We start from the raw sequence: 15,311 nt of genomic DNA on the forward strand, positions 1-15,311 counted from the left end.
CGGTACGATTGCATGGTGTCTGCAACGTCTGTCACGGGGGAGTGGCTGAATCCGCAACTCGCGCCCGTCCTCATCGGCATCATTGTCCTCGCGGTACTCGGGACGACCGCCCTGTTCGTCGTCGGACTCGTCGCGTACTCCCGTCGACGAACGGTCCGCTACTGGCTCATCTGCGTCGTCCTCGGCGTCCTCGTCGTCCGCTCGATCACTGGACTCGGGACCGTCCTCGGTCTCGTTCCGATGACGGTCCACCACCTCGTCGAGCACGGGTTCGACTTCCTGATCGCGGTGTTAGTCCTCTATCTCGTCTTCCGGAGCGGCTCGTCCAACGCCACCGCGTCGCTGAGAACAGACAACGAGTAACGCCGGTCGTCGAAGCGAAGTGATTCGACGACGAGTCGCTCCGCCCGACGACCGACCGCCGCCGATCGTGTCGATAGTCGTGAGATATATATTTTCGTAGACAACTGTATCCGTATGTCAGTCCCCGACGCCGCGGCGACGGCCGACGCCGTCGTCGACGAAATTCGCTCCGCCGTCGTCGCCGATCGAACCGTCCTCGAGGAGATCACTGCCGGACTCCTCGCTCGCGGACACGTCCTCCTCGAGGACGTACCCGGAACGGGTAAGACGCTGACAGCGCGATCGTTCGCGACCGCGCTCGGGCTGGAGTTCTCCCGGATCCAGTTCACCCCCGATCTCATGCCGTCGGACATCACCGGCTCGTACGTCTTCGAGGAGGAGACCGGCGAGTTCCACTTCACGCCCGGACCGGTGTTTGCAAACGTCGTACTGGCCGACGAGATCAACCGCGCGCCGCCGAAGACGCAGGCCGCCTTGCTCGAGGCGATGGCAGAAGAACAGGTCACCGTCGACGGCGAGACCCACGAGCTTCCGGAGCCGTTCGTGGTCATCGCGACGCAAAATCCCGTCGAACAGGAGGGGACGTTCGAGCTGCCCGAAGCCCAGCGCGACCGCTTTATGATTGAGACTGCACTCGGCTACCCCGACGAAGACGGAACGCGCGAACTGATCGACCGCCGCGCCGACCGCGATCGGCCGGATCCGACCGTCGAGTCGGTGGTCGACCGCGAGACGGTCCGCGAACTCCAGCGCGTCCCCGAAACGGTCACCGTCGAAGGGCCGATGCGCGACTACATCGGTGCCGTCTGTCGCGCCACTCGGACCGACGGTCGCGTCGACGTCGGCGTCTCCCCGCGGGGCGTCCAGCGGCTATTCGAACTGAGTCGGGCGCGAGCCGTCCTCGAGGGTCGCGAGTACGTCGTGCCCGAAGACGTCAAACGGATCGCTCGCCCCACGCTCGCCCACCGGCTCGTGTTGATGCCCGACGCGAGCGTCGACGGCGTCTCCCGGCGCGCGGTCGTCGATTCGGTCCTCGAGCAGTGTGAAGTCCCGGCGATGGAACCGCCCTCAGCGAACCAGTAACCACGCCCCGGCAAGCAACGCGAGCAGCGCAGCGACCGCACCGGCCGTCGCCGGGATCGACAGCGTCGGCGCGAGAAGTGTCGCGACTGCCAGTCCCAGAGCGGCGGCCAAGAGACCGACGCCCGCCACCGCGGCGCTCCAGCCGAGCCGCACGAGCTGGGGCCGGCGGGACGCGCTGGGGCCGATCTCGCGGCCGAGTCCGCGCCCGTAGCGGCCGGCGTCGAAGGCGAACGAGGCGGTCGCGATCGCAACGACCGTCGCTCCCCCGGCCCGCACCGTCTCGAGTCCGAGCGTGACGACGTCGACGGTCGCACCGACGACGACGCCACCGGCGGCCAGCGCGACGGCGAGGACGGTCGCTATGGCGGGGAGGGTGTTTTTCCGCATCGCCCCTTCGGCGACCCACGCCGCGCTCCAGCCGAGGCCGAGGACGACCGCTGTCGCGCCGAGGAACACCGCCGAGCGGCCAGCCGAACCCGTGACCCCGATCGCGCCCGCGGCCGCAAAGCCGACACCGGCGACCGCGCCGGCCACGATCGGGACGACGACGTTGCGTCGCTGCTCGGTGTAAAGCCACGACCAGCGGACGACGACCGCAAACGCGGAGACGGCGATTGCCACCGCGGTCACGGTCGTAAGCAGGCCGTGTACGACGGCACTGTGTCCGATCGCGTCGGCGAGGTCCCGGAGCGGTGCCGCGAACGAGGAGAGGATTGCCAGTACGAACAGGGCGGCGAGCGCGAGCACGGTCGCGACCGCAATCGCTGCAGCGAGGCCGTTGCGAGACGAGACGTACGAACTGCGATCCTGTGGCCTGGTGACTGCTGCCTGCGGAACGAGCACGAGCGCGCCGATGACGGTGACGCAAGCAGCACCGATCGCGACGCCCGTCCCGACCATCCCGTCGCCGGTGACCCATAGCACCGCGTCGAGGGCCGATCGCGGGCCGCCGGCCGAATCGACGCCCAGCGCGAGCAGCGCCGCGGCGGCGGCGACGACCGCTGCACACAGCGTGGCCGCCCCCGCTCGAACGAGTACGGCCGGTCGCGGCCAGCCGGTGACGACGCCGGCGGCGGCGACGGCGACGATCATGCTTACGGCGGTCACGAGGCCTGGAACTGGCGCTCCAATGACGGCGACAGCGACGATACCGCCGCCGACAATGAGCGGCACGAACGCCGACCCGAGCGCGACGCGGCGGTACGAGCCGGCGAACAGGCCGATCGACACCGCGAGGGCGAGTCCGAGGCCGACGCCGAGGACGACCATCGGTTCGAAGACGGCGAGCGCGAGCGTCCCGACACCCGCGGCGAGGGCGATCGCCCGCCGCGTCGTCGCCGGGAGCCGGCCGTCGGGTGCGCTCATCGGCTACTCACCTCTCCGACCGTCCTGCGGAGGACCGGCTCGAGCGGTCGCCCGTGGTCCCAGTCGACGACGCACGCGCCGGTTGCGCGAGCGCGGCCGAGTCGCGTCCGCCGATCGAGCGCCTGTAACCGCGTCTCGAGGGCGTCGGCATCGGCCGTCACGTCTGGCGAAACAACGCGGACGGCGTATCCGTGCGCTCGCAGCCGCTTGACGAGGTCGACCGGCGCGTCGTCGACGAACGAGGTGAACAGGTACACCTGCGCCTCGTCCGGGAGGCGGTCGACGACGCTCGAGACGGGATCGCTCGTCTGCGACTGCCGAAACGACCAGTAGTCGGGATCGGCCGACCGTAGCTCCGCGAACAGGCGCGACGCCTCCCGTCGCGTCGCGGCGTTGTCCCCCGGCGAGACGCCGGTTACTCGTCGGTCGTGGAGACCGACGACGCCGGTCGAGTGGCCCGCGTCGATCAGCGCCTCGAACGTCCGTTCGGCGGCGTTGGCCGAGCGTTCGATCGCGGGCGGTCGCGTGGCGGTCGCCACACGGAACTGACTCGCGCGGGCGTCGACGACGCAGACGGTCCGCGTCGCCCGCTCGGCGCGGTACTCGACGGTCGCCAGCTCCCGCGTATTGGCGTAGCGCCGCCAGTCGATCGCCCCGACCGGATCGCCGGGCTCGTACTCGCGGACGGAGTGGAATTCGACCCCGGTACCGCCCTCATCGGTCGGTACCTCGCCCACGTGCTCGTTCGTGCCGTCGCCGAGCGGAGCCGACTCGACGGCCGGCGAACACGTCACCGCGTCGCCGCCGTCGACGCTCGCTCGCCACGTCTCGGCGACCGTTCCCGTGAGATCACGCGTGCGAACCGTGGCGTCGTCGAAGGCGTGCTCGCCGCGACGGAGCTCGAGGTCGTACTCGACGGTCGTCTCCGCGAGCGGCTCGAGGGAGACACACGCCCGCGGAGAGCCGGAGACGACTGGCAGCGCCTCGGGGACGCCGTCGACGACGCGTACATCGACGATCGGCTCCGAACCGGTATTCTGGACGGTCATCCGTACGGTGATGGTATCGCCAGGATCGCCGGAGACGGGCCCATCAGTGTCCCTGTCGCCGGCCGTCCCGTCGGCGACGTGGAGCCGCCGGTGAACGCGTACCATCGCGTCTCCCTCGGACCCGAGGGCGGCCGCGCCGACGTACCACAGCGGTAGCGTCGCGGCGGCGACGAGCAGTTGGCTGCCGACGCCGAGTCCGAGGCCGGCGATCGCGACCGTCGTCGCGACGGCCCACTTCCCGTTCTCGAGCCGATCGACGGTCCGCTGGCTCATTGAGCCACCTCCGGGTCCGTCACCTGCCCGTCGAGCGCCTCGATCGCGTCGAGCGTCCGACGGACGCGGCGGTCGTACGCCGCGCCGGGATCGATCGCCGCGCGTCGCCGTTCGCGAGGGGGCTGGCGCAGGTCGTCGGCGAGGAACGCGGCGGCGACCGGATCGTCGGTCCACGACCCCGACCGGACGGCCTCGCGCGCCGCCGCCGTTGCGAGCCCGTATTTCGTCGTAAGGGTGCGGACCGCGCCCTCGACGAGCCGTCGGCGAACGTCGGCGGCCGATCCCGTCATCGAGCAAGCGTACCAGCCGCGAGCGGCGTTCGTGAGTTCCCGCTCCGTCTCGCGGCCGAGCCACTCGTCCGCACACGTCTCCATCGTTTCGGGCGGGTTCCCCTCGAGTAACGGCGGCGCGCTCGAGCCGTCGTCGTCCCACAGCCACCAGCACACGCCGAGGACGAGCACTGCACCCAGCGCCGGAAACAGCAGCGCCAGCGGATAGAGAAGCGAGACGAAGGGTCGGCTGTCCGGTGCGAAGCCACCGAACAACACCGTCCCGATCGCCAGAACGACGCCAACAGCGACGGCAGTGGCGGCGACCGTCTCCGGATCGATCGACGGAAGTCGAGCCGCGAGTGTCCGCCTGGAATCCGGAGGCGAGCGGCGGCTCATGACGATCCCTCCTCGTCGGGCTCCGACGCGAGCAGTTCGCTCACCGTCTCCCACACGGCGTCGACCCGCTCCGGAGACGGGCTGTGGCCGCCGTACTCGATCTCACGGACGTGCGAGACGAGACGATCGACCCGATCGGCCGGAAAGCCGGCGGCGAGCGCCTGACGAGCGACGTCACCTGGCGTCGCCGTCTCCCGGTCGTCGATCTCGAGGCGATCGACGAACGCGTGCCACGCTTTGCGGACATCGGCACGTGGCCCGCGAGGTGCGAGCGGTTCGGCCGCCAGGTCGTGGCCGTGGTCCTCGTCGGGTCCGTCGGCCGCCTTGTCGTCGGTCGTTCCGAGTAGATCGCCGAGCGCCGACCCGCGTTCGCGGTCCCGCGACCGAGTGAGCAAGCCGAGCGACGGTACCATCCCGAACGCGTGACCGACCGATGCGAGCGACGGCCGCGCGAGCGAGGGACGCGGAAGCGAGAACGACAGCGACAGGGGAGTGCGATCGCCGCGAAACAGCGCTGCGACCGAGTCAGCCAGCCCGGCGACGACATCTGCGAGCGCGAGGAACCAGCCGGTGCCACCGGCCCCGCTCCCGCGACGGCGCTCGCCGGCGGCGACCAGCCGGAAATAGGTTAAGATGCCACCGATGCAGAACCCGGGGATGAACACGGCGACGGCCGTCAGCCGCAGGTAGAGGTTCCCGACGGTCGCCGTCGCGGTCTCGTTGCCCACCTCGGCGGTTACGGTCGCCCCGTCATCGATCGGGAGCCAGATCCGCGTGCGCCCGTCATCGCCGGTCACCGACGACCCACCGCTCTCGAGCGAGACCGTCGCGTCCGAAACGCCGTGGCCGTCGGCCGACACCTGTACCGGAGCCGGTCCGCCGGGGAACAACAGCGGGGAGACGAACTTGACGGTCGGTTCGGCGATCTCGACAGTGGTGTCGCCCGTGACCGGGCCGCGTTCGACGCGCACGTCCACCGAACCGGCAGTGTCCGGCATACGCACCGACGCCTCGCCGTTCGCGTTGGTCGTCTCGACGGCCTCCCCGTCGAGCAACACCGTCGCGTTTTCCACCGGCGTCGATCCGACGGTCGCCCGGAGCTCGAGGTCGTGAGCCGGAGCCGCGCCGCCGCGGGTGGTGATCGTCGCCGCCGTCGGAACGCTGACGGTCCGCGAGCGGTTGAGATCCGGGATCGTAACGGTCATCGTCTCGTTGTATGGAACGGTGATATTGGCGCGGCCGAATCGGCTGGTCTCGGTCACGTTCTCGCCGTTGACGCGGATCGTCTTCGGCCGGTACCATCCGGTCTGCTCAGTCTTGACGGTCACGTTATTGCCCGGTTCGATCTTGCCCTCAATCTCGATCTCGTCATCGGCCGTCTCGTCGGTGTGCTCATCGGTATCGTCGGCCGCCGGCAGGCTGAAGTCCGGCGTCCCCTCTATCGACTCCCAATCGCCGGCGATCGGTTCGCCCCCGCGCTCGCCGGGCCGGTCGATTCGGGGATCGGCCGCGGGCAGCGCGCTCGCGACCAGAAGCAGACAGCAGAGACAGCCGGCGAGAACGAGGACCCGGCGTGTCCCCGTCACGGTCGCGCCTCCGTCTCGAGTTCGGTCGCGATGTCGCTGAGGTTCCGGATCCGGGCCTCGACGGGCGGATGCGTGCCGGACGGATCGTCGGCGTCAACGGGAGCCGACGGTGTCGCCCCCTCGAGCCACGCCGTCACGCGCTCGCGACGGTGGGCGGTGTCAGCCGGCCGCCGAACCCGTGGTAGCGACGCGGTCTCGTCGCCGGCGATCGGTTCGGAGGGGACGATACACAATGCGCGGATCTTGCCCGTTCGGAGGTCCGTCGCGGGCGTCGGCGTCGCCTCGGAGATCGTCAGCAACGCGGTCGCAAGCGCCAGCGGCGAGCCCGTAATCGTCGCGGCCGCGGTGTCGGCGGCGAACTCGCGAGTCCGTGAGAGCGTGCGCGTCGCCCAGTTGGCGACTGCGGGAAACGCCCACAGGATCGGCGCGACGAAGACGTAGGTCAGTGCGACCAGCGGGAGGAACCAGTACAGCGCCACGCGGCCGCCGACGGACAGCCCGCTAGGGTCGGACAGCGCGCGCCGAGCCAGCCCCGCCGCGTGGTAGGCCCGGTCGGCGATCTCGAGAAACAGCGTCGCGATTGTCATCAGCGTCACGTCCCGATTCGCGACGTGGGCGAGCTCGTGGGCCAGCACCGCCTCGAGTTCGTCTGCGTCGAGGGTCGCGACCAGTCCCGTCGTGACGACGATCGTCGCGTCGGTGAACCGCCCGACGGTGTAACAGCTCGGCGTCTCATCGTCGACGACGCGGACGTCGGGTTCCGGGACGTCGGCAGTCATCGCCAGCCGACGGACGATTCGAGTGACGGCGTGATCCGCGTCACCGACGGTACCGCGCGTCTCAGAGAGGAGGTGCCGATAGCCGTAGTAAATCTGTGCCGCGAGAAAGCCGCCGATCAACAGCAGGGCGGCCGGCCACGAGATCGGTAGTCGGACGAAATCGAAGGCGACGGAACCGTGCCGGAGGAAGACGAGCGCTCCGCCGACGATCCCCGGCAGGAGGACGCCGTAGGCCCAACACACCGCGAAGACGAACGCGGCGTTGACCGCGACGAACACCGCGAGGACCGCACACATTCGCACTCGAAGATTCATGGGAGTTCGTTGACAGTGGTTCGTTCCCCACCGTGCAAAAATTTTCGGGTGACGTACAACTCAGTATTCACGACCGGTGCGGATCGACCGGCAAAGCGCCGACCGCCACCGGCGGTAACGGCTTGAGCCGACGGGTCACGGTCGCGACCGGGATCCGTCGGGCTTTTGCCTTCCCGCACCCGACGGTGGACCAAGACGAATGGCTCGGTATCACATCGAGACGTACGGCTGTACGTCCAACCGCGGGGAGAGCCGTGAGATCGAGCGACGGCTCCGAGACGCGGGTCACTACCGAGTCGACAGTGCCGACGAGGCGGACGTGGCCATCTTAAATACCTGTACCGTCGTCGAGAAGACCGAGCGCAACATGCTCCGGCGGGCCGAGGAGTTGGCCGACGAGACGGCCGACCTCTTCATCACCGGCTGTATGGCCCTGGCCCAGGGCGAGGAGTTCGCGCAGGCGGACGTCGACGGGCAGGTACTCCACTGGGACGAGGTTCCCGAGGCGGTCACCAACGGCGAGTGTCCGACGACGACACCCGACGCCGAGCCGATCATAGACGGCGTCGTCGGCATCCTCCCCATCGCGCGGGGCTGTATGTCCGACTGCTCCTATTGCATCACCAAGAAGGCGACCGGCAAGATCGACTCGCCGCCGATCAAGGAGAACGTCGAGAAGGCCCGCGCGCTGATTCACGCGGGCGCGAAAGAAATCCGTATTACGGGCCAGGACACCGGCGTCTACGGCTGGGACGAGGGCGAGCGCAAACTCCACCGCCTGCTCGAGCGCATCTGCGAACTCGAGGGCGACTTCCGCGTTCGCGTGGGGATGGCCAACCCGAAGGGGGTCCACGGCATCCGCGAGGAACTCGCCGAAGTCTTCGCCGCGAACGACGAACTCTACGACTTCCTGCACGCGCCGGTCCAATCCGGCTCGGACGACGTGCTCGGCGACATGCGCCGCCAGCATCAGGTCGAGGAGTACCTCGAGGTCGTCGAGACCTTCGACGCGGCGCTTGACTACTGGACGCTCTCGACGGACTTCATTGTCGGCTTCCCGACCGAGACCGAACACGATCACGAGCAGTCGATGGCGCTGCTGCGCGAGACTCGCCCGGAGAAGATCAACGTCACCCGCTTCTCGAAGCGGCCGGGCACCGACGCCGCCGACATGAAGGGACTTGGCGGCACCGTCAAGAAGGAGCGGTCGAAGGAGATGAGCGCGGCCAAGCGCGAAATCGTCGCCGACGCCTATGCGGACATGGTCGGCGAGCGTCGCGAGGACTGCCTCGTCGTCGAAGAGGGCACCGCCGACTCCGTGAAGTGTCGCGACTCGGCCTACCGCCAGATCATCGTGCAGAATGCGGACGACTACGGCATAGCGCCCGGCGACTTCGTCGATCTCGAGGTGACGGCCCACGAGACGATGTACGCGTTCGGGACGCCGATCTAAGCGCGAGGTCGACCGCTACTGGACGAGACGGGATCGCCCCGAAACAGGGTCGTCCGGTTGGCGAATCCCCTCGAGCGCACGGCAAATACTCGTTTTCGCGGAGACGAACAACGCACCGGTCGCTGAGCCTGCGGCTCGCGACCGTCAACACTCTACGACGGCGGCCTCGATCTCCTCGCGCGGAAGCGGCGAAATCCAGTCGTCCGCGACGAAGGCGTATCGAACCTCGCGGTCGGGACCGAGAACGAACGCGGAGCGACGGGGCGTCGAGACGCCGGCCATGTGCGTCCGGTCGGTCAGCAACTCGAGCGACCCGCTTACCGTTCCGTCGACGTCCGCGAAGAACTGAAACCCCGGCCGGTTCAGCCAGCGGAGGAACTCGTTTTGCGCGTAGGGGCCGTCCCGGCTTACGCCGAGAATTGACACGTCCTCGAACTCGTCCCAGCCGGCGCGGACGAACCGTTTCCACCAGTTCCGTGCGATGGCGCTGAACGCGAAGCCGGTCGAGACGATGACGCCGCCGCGAGCGCCGAGCGCGTCGGAAAGCGCCGTCGATCGGAACGTCTCGCCGTCACAGAGAACCGCCTCGACATCGGCGACGGTCTCGCCCTCGGTCGGTGGCATACGCATGGATGCTCGCGCGACGACAAAAAACTCGGCGTAGCGGGAATCTGTCGGCGAGGCCGCGTCGTGAACACCGACGAGCGTGTGGCGGAACCGACGGCGGCGGTCACCGAACCGAGACGGTGGGCGTTCTCCGAGGGCCTCGAGCGAGGCGTATCCTTTTGCCGATGTATGCCATAGCACCGGGCATGTTCACGCTCTACCGACTGGAAGGCTGTCCGTACTGCGAACACGTTGTCGATCGGCTCGAGGAACTGGACGTCGATTACGAGAGCGTCTGGGTCGAAGGGCTCCACTCGACACGTGACGAGGTCAAGCGCGTCTCGGGCCAGCGACAGGTGCCGGTCGTCGTCGACGAGGACCGCGGTGTGACGATGGCCGAGTCCGAGCGCATCCTCGATTACCTCGAGACGACGTACGCCTGACGGAGTGAACGGCCGCCGATCGCTACGCGTCGTCGTCGAGACCGTGGGGGTCGACGCCCGGATCGTCGACCGCGGGCGCGCCGATCGCCAAGATCACACCCTCCTCGTCGCCCACGTTGCGGTGGCCGTGGCCGACCTCGGGTTTTGCAACCCAGAACGTCCCCGGACCGGCGTCGACGAACTCCGTCTCGCCCGAGCGACCGAGTTTCAGCGAGAACTCGCCCTCGAGAACGTAGTAGAGTTCCTCCTGTTCGTTGTGGGCGTGGTAGCCGATCTCCTCGCCCGGTTCGAAGTACCAGAGTTTGACGTTGAGTGAATTGGTGTCGAAGATCTCGTCGATCGCCCGGATGCGCAGATCGGGCGGGATCTCGTCGATATCGGAGAGGTCGGTGATCGGTACGTCATCGGTGTGGACCACGTCGTAGTCCATGCTACCATTGTGCATGGTGGCGGAGGGGAAAAGGGTCTGGTTGCCCGGCCTGGATTGCTGGCAACGGCGACTCGCGTCGCTCGAGCGGGATTGGGAGGCCGACGCGGTGGTGATCAGCGATCAACGGCGACGGCGTCGGACTCGTCGGTGACGGTCACGCCGTCCTGGGTGGCGAACGCGTCGTGGAGGTGGTCGTAGGTCGCCTCGAGCGCCTCGACGATCACCGTCGTGTCGCTGATGACGGGCATGAAGTTAGTATCGCCCTGCCATCGCGGAACGACGTGGGTGTGCAGGTGGTCGTCGATCGAGCCGCCGGCACCGTCGCCGAGGTTCAAGCCGGCGTTGAAGCCGTCCGGTTCGAAGGCGGCGTCGAGTGCATCGAACGTGCGCTGTTTCAAACGAGCGTGATCGAGGAGGACATCGTCCGCGAGCGCGCCGTAATCGCCGGTATGTACATGCGGTATCACCATCGCGTGGCCCGGGTTGTACGGATAGTTGTTCAACATGACGAACGCGTGCTCGCTGCGCGCGACGATCCGGTGTTCGCGATCGGCGTCCCGTTCGGGCAACTCACAGAAGACGCAGTCGGTAACGTCCGGATTCTTCTCCTCGCGTCTGATCCACTCGATCCGCCACGGTGCAAACACCTGCTCCATATCGGGTACCACTCGAGGCGCGCCAAAAGCGTTTCAGTCCCCCGTCGCTCGCGGTGATCGATCCAGCGCTCGGCCACCGACCTCGCGTCGCGGGAGATTTCCGATATCGCTACGAAAGTTCGAGAGAGATCTATAAACGATATAGAACGTTCTCGTCCGATTTTACCCCGGTGTTAATGCCCACTTGCGGTTTCCACAACTCACGGTTCAAAATGAAGCATGGCTTTAAGAGGAGGCTACTGCAAGTACTTCGGTAATGGCAACGACCGACGACTCATTCAACGGGATGACCGAGCACTGTGAAGAATGCGACTTAGAGACACTCCATGAGGTATCCGTCCAGATCAGGACCGAGAGCCTCAAGCAAGAGAACGCACAGTTCTCCCGCGAACCGTACCGCGTCAGCGAGTGTCAGCGGTGTGGGAACCGAACGAGCCAGCGGATGAACAACGCCTGAAGCCGATTCGGACGCGGATAGCGCCATACTGCTCTCGTTGCCCGGTCTCCCGCTTTAGATACCAATCGAGGCGGTCGCGGTCGCTCCGAGTATTACCGATTCAAACCGCCATCGGGTACTCACTCGGTCGTCACTTCGCAGCCGTCCTCGGTGACGATGATCGTATGCTCTTTCTGACTAACGAGGAAGCCGTCGTCCTCTTTGAGCACCGGATAGCCGTGGACGATGTCGTTGCGCTTGAGTCGGCGCAGCGCCATCTCCGGCCGGTCGGTCTCGAGCCACCGCGTCGCAAAGGGCAGCGTGCGGAACTCCTCGGTGATCTGGTCTAGGGCCTCGCGGGCCTGCCGGTTGCGGACGTTGCCCTCGCGCTCGAGCGAGAAGATTTCCTCGGTTGCGCCCTCGGTGACCTTGCCGCCGCCGTCGGTCGCGAACGGCTCGATCGCAACGACGTCGCCGACCTCGAGGGTCGCACCCTGGGAGACGGCGCGGTTAGGAATGTTCGGGCTGGTGTGTTGTTCCCAGTGGCCCAGTCCGTGCCCGGTAAGGTTGACGACGGGGTTGTAGCCGTAGCCGTCGATGACGTCCTCGATCTCTGCGCCGATCTCGCCGGTGTCGACGCCGGGTTCGACGATCTCGAGGGCGGCCTCGAGGGCCTGTTCGGGCGCTTCGGCCAGTTCGGGGTTGCCAGAGAGATCGACGGTGATAGCGGTGTCGGCCAGCCAGCCGTCGACGTGGACGCCGATGTCCAAGTTGACCATCTCCTCGCCGAAGGTCGTCTCGTCGTCGATCGACGGCGTCGCGTGGGCCGCCTCCTCGTCGATGGAGATGTTGACCGGGAAGGCGGGCTGGCCACCGAGTTCCCGGATGCGGTCTTCGGCCCACTCGGCGACCTCGAGGTGGCTCGCACCGACCTCGACGCGCTCGGCGGCCTCCTCGCGTACCTGCGCGAGGATCTCGCCGGCTTCGCGATGTTTGTCGTACTGCTCGGACTCGAGGTCCACCTCGGATTCAGCCATGCGTCTGACTTACATCGATCGACAAAAAGAGGTTCCGTCTCGCCGTCGAACGCCGCTACTCCCCCGTCCGGTCGCCGACGGGGCGGCGAGTTCCATCGACCCAGTGGCAGTCGAGACAGACGGCGACGCCCTGAACGTTCGACAGCGTCGCGGTACAGTGTGGACACTGTTTCGCCGCGTACTGCGGTGGTCGGAGCATGTATCGAGCCACGGGTACGTCAATAATAAATCTATGCCTCGACGTTTGTCGAAACCGCAGCCCGGACGACGACGGTCGAGTGCGGTGTGCCCACGGATATCTTCGCTCGCTAACCGTTTGCGGAAGAAATCGCGCGTGTCGACCTCGAGACCCGTGAAACGGTCGCACGGATTATATCCGTTCGCGCCCCGGGTTCAGGTGGCGTGAGAGACGCCACGAACCGAGCGATCGTCACCGGACGCTGACGTCGGCTCGGCAGTCGGCCACCGTGAGACCGGCGCACGAACGTACCCGGCGGGTGGATCCGCGCCGGTTTCGCGGCGGCCCCCACCGATTTTCGCGTTGTCAGTGCTTCGCAGGCACGCCTGACGTCGTTTCGACATCTCCCGGACCGATGAGCGGTTCGTTCGTGCTCGCCGGTTCGGCCCATTTCGACCGGGCGGTTGACTCAACGAGACACCGCCTGAACGCGACCCTCCGTCCGCTCTGTGTGCCGATCGTTCGCTCAATGTCGATGTAAACTCGAGTTATATTGCACGAATTATCATCCAATTTCTGCGATCGATGCTTCTCACGCCCGGTTTTGCCGTTACTGAAGGGGCGAAAAAACGGGAGTTCGTTCAATTTTTGCCAGGCCGAAACGGAAATGAGAGACCTTTTACCCCCGTCGAAGAACCGTGTAGACGAGATGAGTTACGACAAGATCGAGGTCCCCGACGAGGGGGAAAAGATTACGCTGAAGGAGGGCACCGAAGACGAACTCGAGGTGCCTGACGACCCGGTTATCCCGATTATCTACGGTGATGGCGTGGGGAGCGACGTCGGCCCCGCCGCACAGAAGGTCCTCGAGGCCGCCGCGGAGGCGACCGGCCGTGAAATCAACTGGATGCGCGTCTACGCCGGCGAGTCCGCCCGCGAGAAGTACGACGAGAACCTGCCCGCCGAGACCGTCGAGGCCATCAAAGAGCACCGCGTCGCGATCAAGGGCCCGCTGACGACGCCCGTCGGTGCCGGCTTCCGCTCGCTGAACGTTGCACTGCGCAAGAAGCTCGACCTCTACGCGAACGTTCGCCCGACCTACCACCTCGAGGGCGTCCCGTCTCCCGTCTCCGAGCCCGAGCAGATGGACATGGTCACCTTCCGTGAGAACACGGAAGACGTCTACGCCGGCATCGAGTGGGAGGAAGGCACCGACGAAGTCGAGCAGGTCAAGGCGTTCGTCGAAGACGAGATGGGCTTCGACAGCACCATCCACGACGGCCCCGTCGGCATCGGCGTCAAGCCGATCACGGAGTTCGGCACGAAGCGACTCGTCCGCCGCGCCATCGATTACGCCTTAGAGCACGACCGTGACTCGGTCACGCTGGTCCACAAGGGTAACATCATGAAGTTCACCGAGGGCCAGTTCCGCGACTGGGGCTACGAGGTCGCAGAAGAGGAGTACGGCGACACGGTCATCACCGAGGACACCCTCTGGGAGGAGCAAGACGGCGAGGCCGACGACGACGTACTCGTCGTCAACGACCGCATCGCGGACAACATGCTCCAGCAGCTGCTGACCCGCACCGACAACTACGACGTCATCGCGACGATGAACTTGAACGGGGACTACATGTCCGACGCCGCTGGCGCGCAGATCGGCGGCCTCGGCATCGCCCCCGGTTCCAACTTCGGTGACGGCCTCCTGCTGGCCGAGCCCGTCCACGGCTCCGCGCCCAAGTACGAGGGCCAGGACAAGGTCAACCCGACCGCCATGATCCTCTCGGGCCGCATGATGCTCGATTACATCGGCTGGGACGACGCCGCCGACCTCGTGCGCGACGCCGTCGAGGAGACCATCTCCTCCGGCAAGGTCACCTACGATCTAGAGCGCCAACTCGAGGATGCCGAGAAACTCGCCACCAGCGAGTACGCCGAGGAAGTCGTCGACAACATCGAGAAACTGTCGTAGACCGTTTCTCGGGCAGTCAGGCCGCGAAGCGGTCTGACGCTCTCGAGAAGCTCTCGTAACACGGCCGCGAGCGCATTCGATCTCTGCCATTTCTTCTACCGACGCGATAAACGGTGCCACCGGTGCCGTGTCGTAACGCTCTCACTCCCGGCGAGCGTACCGCCACGCGATGGCCGAGTTCGAGGTTCGCGTCGCCGAGACCGAGCGAGAGCGCGAGGACGCGTTCGCGGTCCGCAACGTGGTGTTCGTCGAGGAACAGGGCGTCGACGAGGAACTGGAGTACGACGGCCGTGACCATGCTGCCGTCCATTTCATCGCGTACGACGGCGACGAGCCGATCGGCGCGGCCCGGCTCCGCGAACCCGCAGACGACGTCGGCAAAGTCGAGCGCGTCGCCGTCCTCGAGCCGTGCCGGGGCGAAGGCGTGGGTCGCGCGCTAATGGCGACACTCGAGGAGCGTGCCGCCACGCTCGGGTTCTCGGCGTTGAAGCTCCACTCGCAGACGCGAGCAGCCGGCTTCTATCGCGACCTCGGCTACGAACGGCGCGGCGAGGAATTCGAGGAGGCAGGGATTCCCCATGTCGAAATGCGGAAGCCGGTGAACTGACTCGTTCGGTTC

Annotated in this window: 17 protein-coding genes; 7 read left to right on the plus strand and 10 right to left on the minus strand. The window is 66.8% G+C overall.

The annotated features are described in order from the left end of the window. Positions 1 to 12: 12 nt before the first annotated feature. Together ACJ70B_RS06030 and ACJ70B_RS06035 are read left to right on the plus strand one after the other, a co-directional pair. A complete protein-coding gene (locus ACJ70B_RS06030; RefSeq protein ID WP_408959512.1) occupies positions 13 to 363 on the plus strand; it encodes a hypothetical protein in 351 nt (116 codons plus the stop codon). Positions 364 to 477: 114 nt separating this feature from the next. After that, on the plus strand, positions 478 to 1,446 hold the full coding sequence (locus ACJ70B_RS06035; protein WP_408959513.1) for an AAA family ATPase: 969 nt from the start codon (positions 478 to 480) through the stop codon (positions 1,444 to 1,446). Here the strand turns inward: ACJ70B_RS06035 and ACJ70B_RS06040 are convergent. Genes ACJ70B_RS06040 through ACJ70B_RS06060 form a run of 5 tightly spaced genes read right to left on the minus strand, consistent with a single transcriptional unit; the run spans position 1,432 to position 7,481 of the window. After that, on the minus strand, positions 1,432 to 2,811 hold the full coding sequence (locus ACJ70B_RS06040; RefSeq protein ID WP_408959514.1) for a hypothetical protein: 1,380 nt from the start codon (positions 2,809 to 2,811) through the stop codon (positions 1,432 to 1,434). The genes ACJ70B_RS06035 and ACJ70B_RS06040 overlap by 15 nt on opposite strands. Beyond that, entirely contained in the window at positions 2,808 to 4,133 is a 1,326-nt protein-coding gene (locus ACJ70B_RS06045; RefSeq protein ID WP_408959515.1) for a DUF58 domain-containing protein, read from the minus strand. Before ACJ70B_RS06045 ends, ACJ70B_RS06040 begins: the two co-directional genes overlap by 4 nt. Further along, the gene (locus ACJ70B_RS06050; protein ID WP_408959516.1) at positions 4,130 to 4,801 is read right to left on the minus strand and encodes a hypothetical protein; all 672 of its coding nucleotides are present in this window, start codon (positions 4,799 to 4,801) and stop codon (positions 4,130 to 4,132) included. Before ACJ70B_RS06050 ends, ACJ70B_RS06045 begins: the two co-directional genes overlap by 4 nt. Then, the gene (locus ACJ70B_RS06055) at positions 4,798 to 6,387 is read right to left on the minus strand and encodes a DUF4129 domain-containing protein (protein WP_408959517.1); all 1,590 of its coding nucleotides are present in this window, start codon (positions 6,385 to 6,387) and stop codon (positions 4,798 to 4,800) included. Before ACJ70B_RS06055 ends, ACJ70B_RS06050 begins: the two co-directional genes overlap by 4 nt. Next, positions 6,384 to 7,481 carry a M48 family metalloprotease gene (locus tag ACJ70B_RS06060; protein WP_408959518.1) on the minus strand — a complete coding sequence of 366 codons (1,098 nt, stop codon included), beginning with the start codon at positions 7,479 to 7,481 and terminating at the stop codon, positions 6,384 to 6,386. Before ACJ70B_RS06060 ends, ACJ70B_RS06055 begins: the two co-directional genes overlap by 4 nt. 199 nt (positions 7,482 to 7,680) lie before the next feature. Between ACJ70B_RS06060 and ACJ70B_RS06065 the strand changes: the two genes are divergently transcribed. Further along, on the plus strand, positions 7,681 to 8,934 hold the full coding sequence (locus ACJ70B_RS06065; RefSeq protein ID WP_408959519.1) for a tRNA (N(6)-L-threonylcarbamoyladenosine(37)-C(2))-methylthiotransferase: 1,254 nt from the start codon (positions 7,681 to 7,683) through the stop codon (positions 8,932 to 8,934). A 144-nt stretch (positions 8,935 to 9,078) separates the two neighbouring features. Here the strand turns inward: ACJ70B_RS06065 and ACJ70B_RS06070 are convergent, their stop codons facing one another. Next, positions 9,079 to 9,558: a redoxin domain-containing protein gene (locus ACJ70B_RS06070; protein WP_408959520.1), complete on the minus strand. Its 480-nt coding sequence runs from the start codon at positions 9,556 to 9,558 to the stop codon at positions 9,079 to 9,081. Positions 9,559 to 9,746: 188 nt separating this feature from the next. Here ACJ70B_RS06070 and ACJ70B_RS06075 point away from each other — a divergent pair, with 188 nt between their 5' ends. Continuing rightward, positions 9,747 to 9,983, plus strand: a complete 237-nt coding sequence (locus ACJ70B_RS06075; RefSeq protein WP_408959521.1) for a glutathione S-transferase N-terminal domain-containing protein — start codon at positions 9,747 to 9,749, stop codon at positions 9,981 to 9,983. Between the two features lie 22 nt (positions 9,984 to 10,005). Here the strand turns inward: ACJ70B_RS06075 and ACJ70B_RS06080 are convergent, their stop codons facing one another. Then, positions 10,006 to 10,413 (minus strand): cupin domain-containing protein, encoded by a 408-nt coding sequence (locus ACJ70B_RS06080; RefSeq protein WP_408959522.1) that lies wholly within the window; start codon positions 10,411 to 10,413, stop codon positions 10,006 to 10,008. A gap of 113 nt (positions 10,414 to 10,526) precedes the next feature. After that, positions 10,527 to 11,069: an HIT family protein gene (locus ACJ70B_RS06085; RefSeq protein WP_408959523.1), complete on the minus strand. Its 543-nt coding sequence runs from the start codon at positions 11,067 to 11,069 to the stop codon at positions 10,527 to 10,529. 256 nt (positions 11,070 to 11,325) lie between these two features. On the opposite strand from ACJ70B_RS06085, the gene ACJ70B_RS06090 reads away from it, so the two are divergent. Beyond that, a complete protein-coding gene (locus ACJ70B_RS06090; protein ID WP_408959524.1) occupies positions 11,326 to 11,526 on the plus strand; it encodes a hypothetical protein in 201 nt (66 codons plus the stop codon). A gap of 119 nt (positions 11,527 to 11,645) precedes the next feature. Here ACJ70B_RS06090 and map read toward each other — a convergent pair whose 3' ends face one another. Further along, complete coding sequence (gene map, locus ACJ70B_RS06095) at positions 11,646 to 12,542, minus strand: type II methionyl aminopeptidase (RefSeq protein WP_408959525.1); 897 nt, start codon at positions 12,540 to 12,542, stop codon at positions 11,646 to 11,648. A gap of 55 nt (positions 12,543 to 12,597) precedes the next feature. Beyond that, positions 12,598 to 12,741: a hypothetical protein gene (locus ACJ70B_RS06100; RefSeq protein WP_408959526.1), complete on the minus strand. Its 144-nt coding sequence runs from the start codon at positions 12,739 to 12,741 to the stop codon at positions 12,598 to 12,600. Positions 12,742 to 13,429: 688 nt separating this feature from the next. On the opposite strand from ACJ70B_RS06100, the gene icd reads away from it, so the two are divergent. Together icd and ACJ70B_RS06110 are read left to right on the plus strand one after the other, a co-directional pair. After that, complete coding sequence (icd, locus tag ACJ70B_RS06105; protein WP_408959527.1) at positions 13,430 to 14,692, plus strand: isocitrate dehydrogenase (NADP(+)); 1,263 nt, start codon at positions 13,430 to 13,432, stop codon at positions 14,690 to 14,692. A gap of 169 nt (positions 14,693 to 14,861) precedes the next feature. Next, positions 14,862 to 15,299, plus strand: coding sequence for a GNAT family N-acetyltransferase (locus ACJ70B_RS06110; protein WP_408959528.1), 438 nt, complete (start codon positions 14,862 to 14,864; stop codon positions 15,297 to 15,299). Positions 15,300 to 15,311 lie beyond the last annotated feature (12 nt).

Source organism: Natrinema sp. 74 (genome assembly GCF_046097095.1).
Lineage (GTDB): Archaea > Halobacteriota > Halobacteria > Halobacteriales > Natrialbaceae > Natrinema.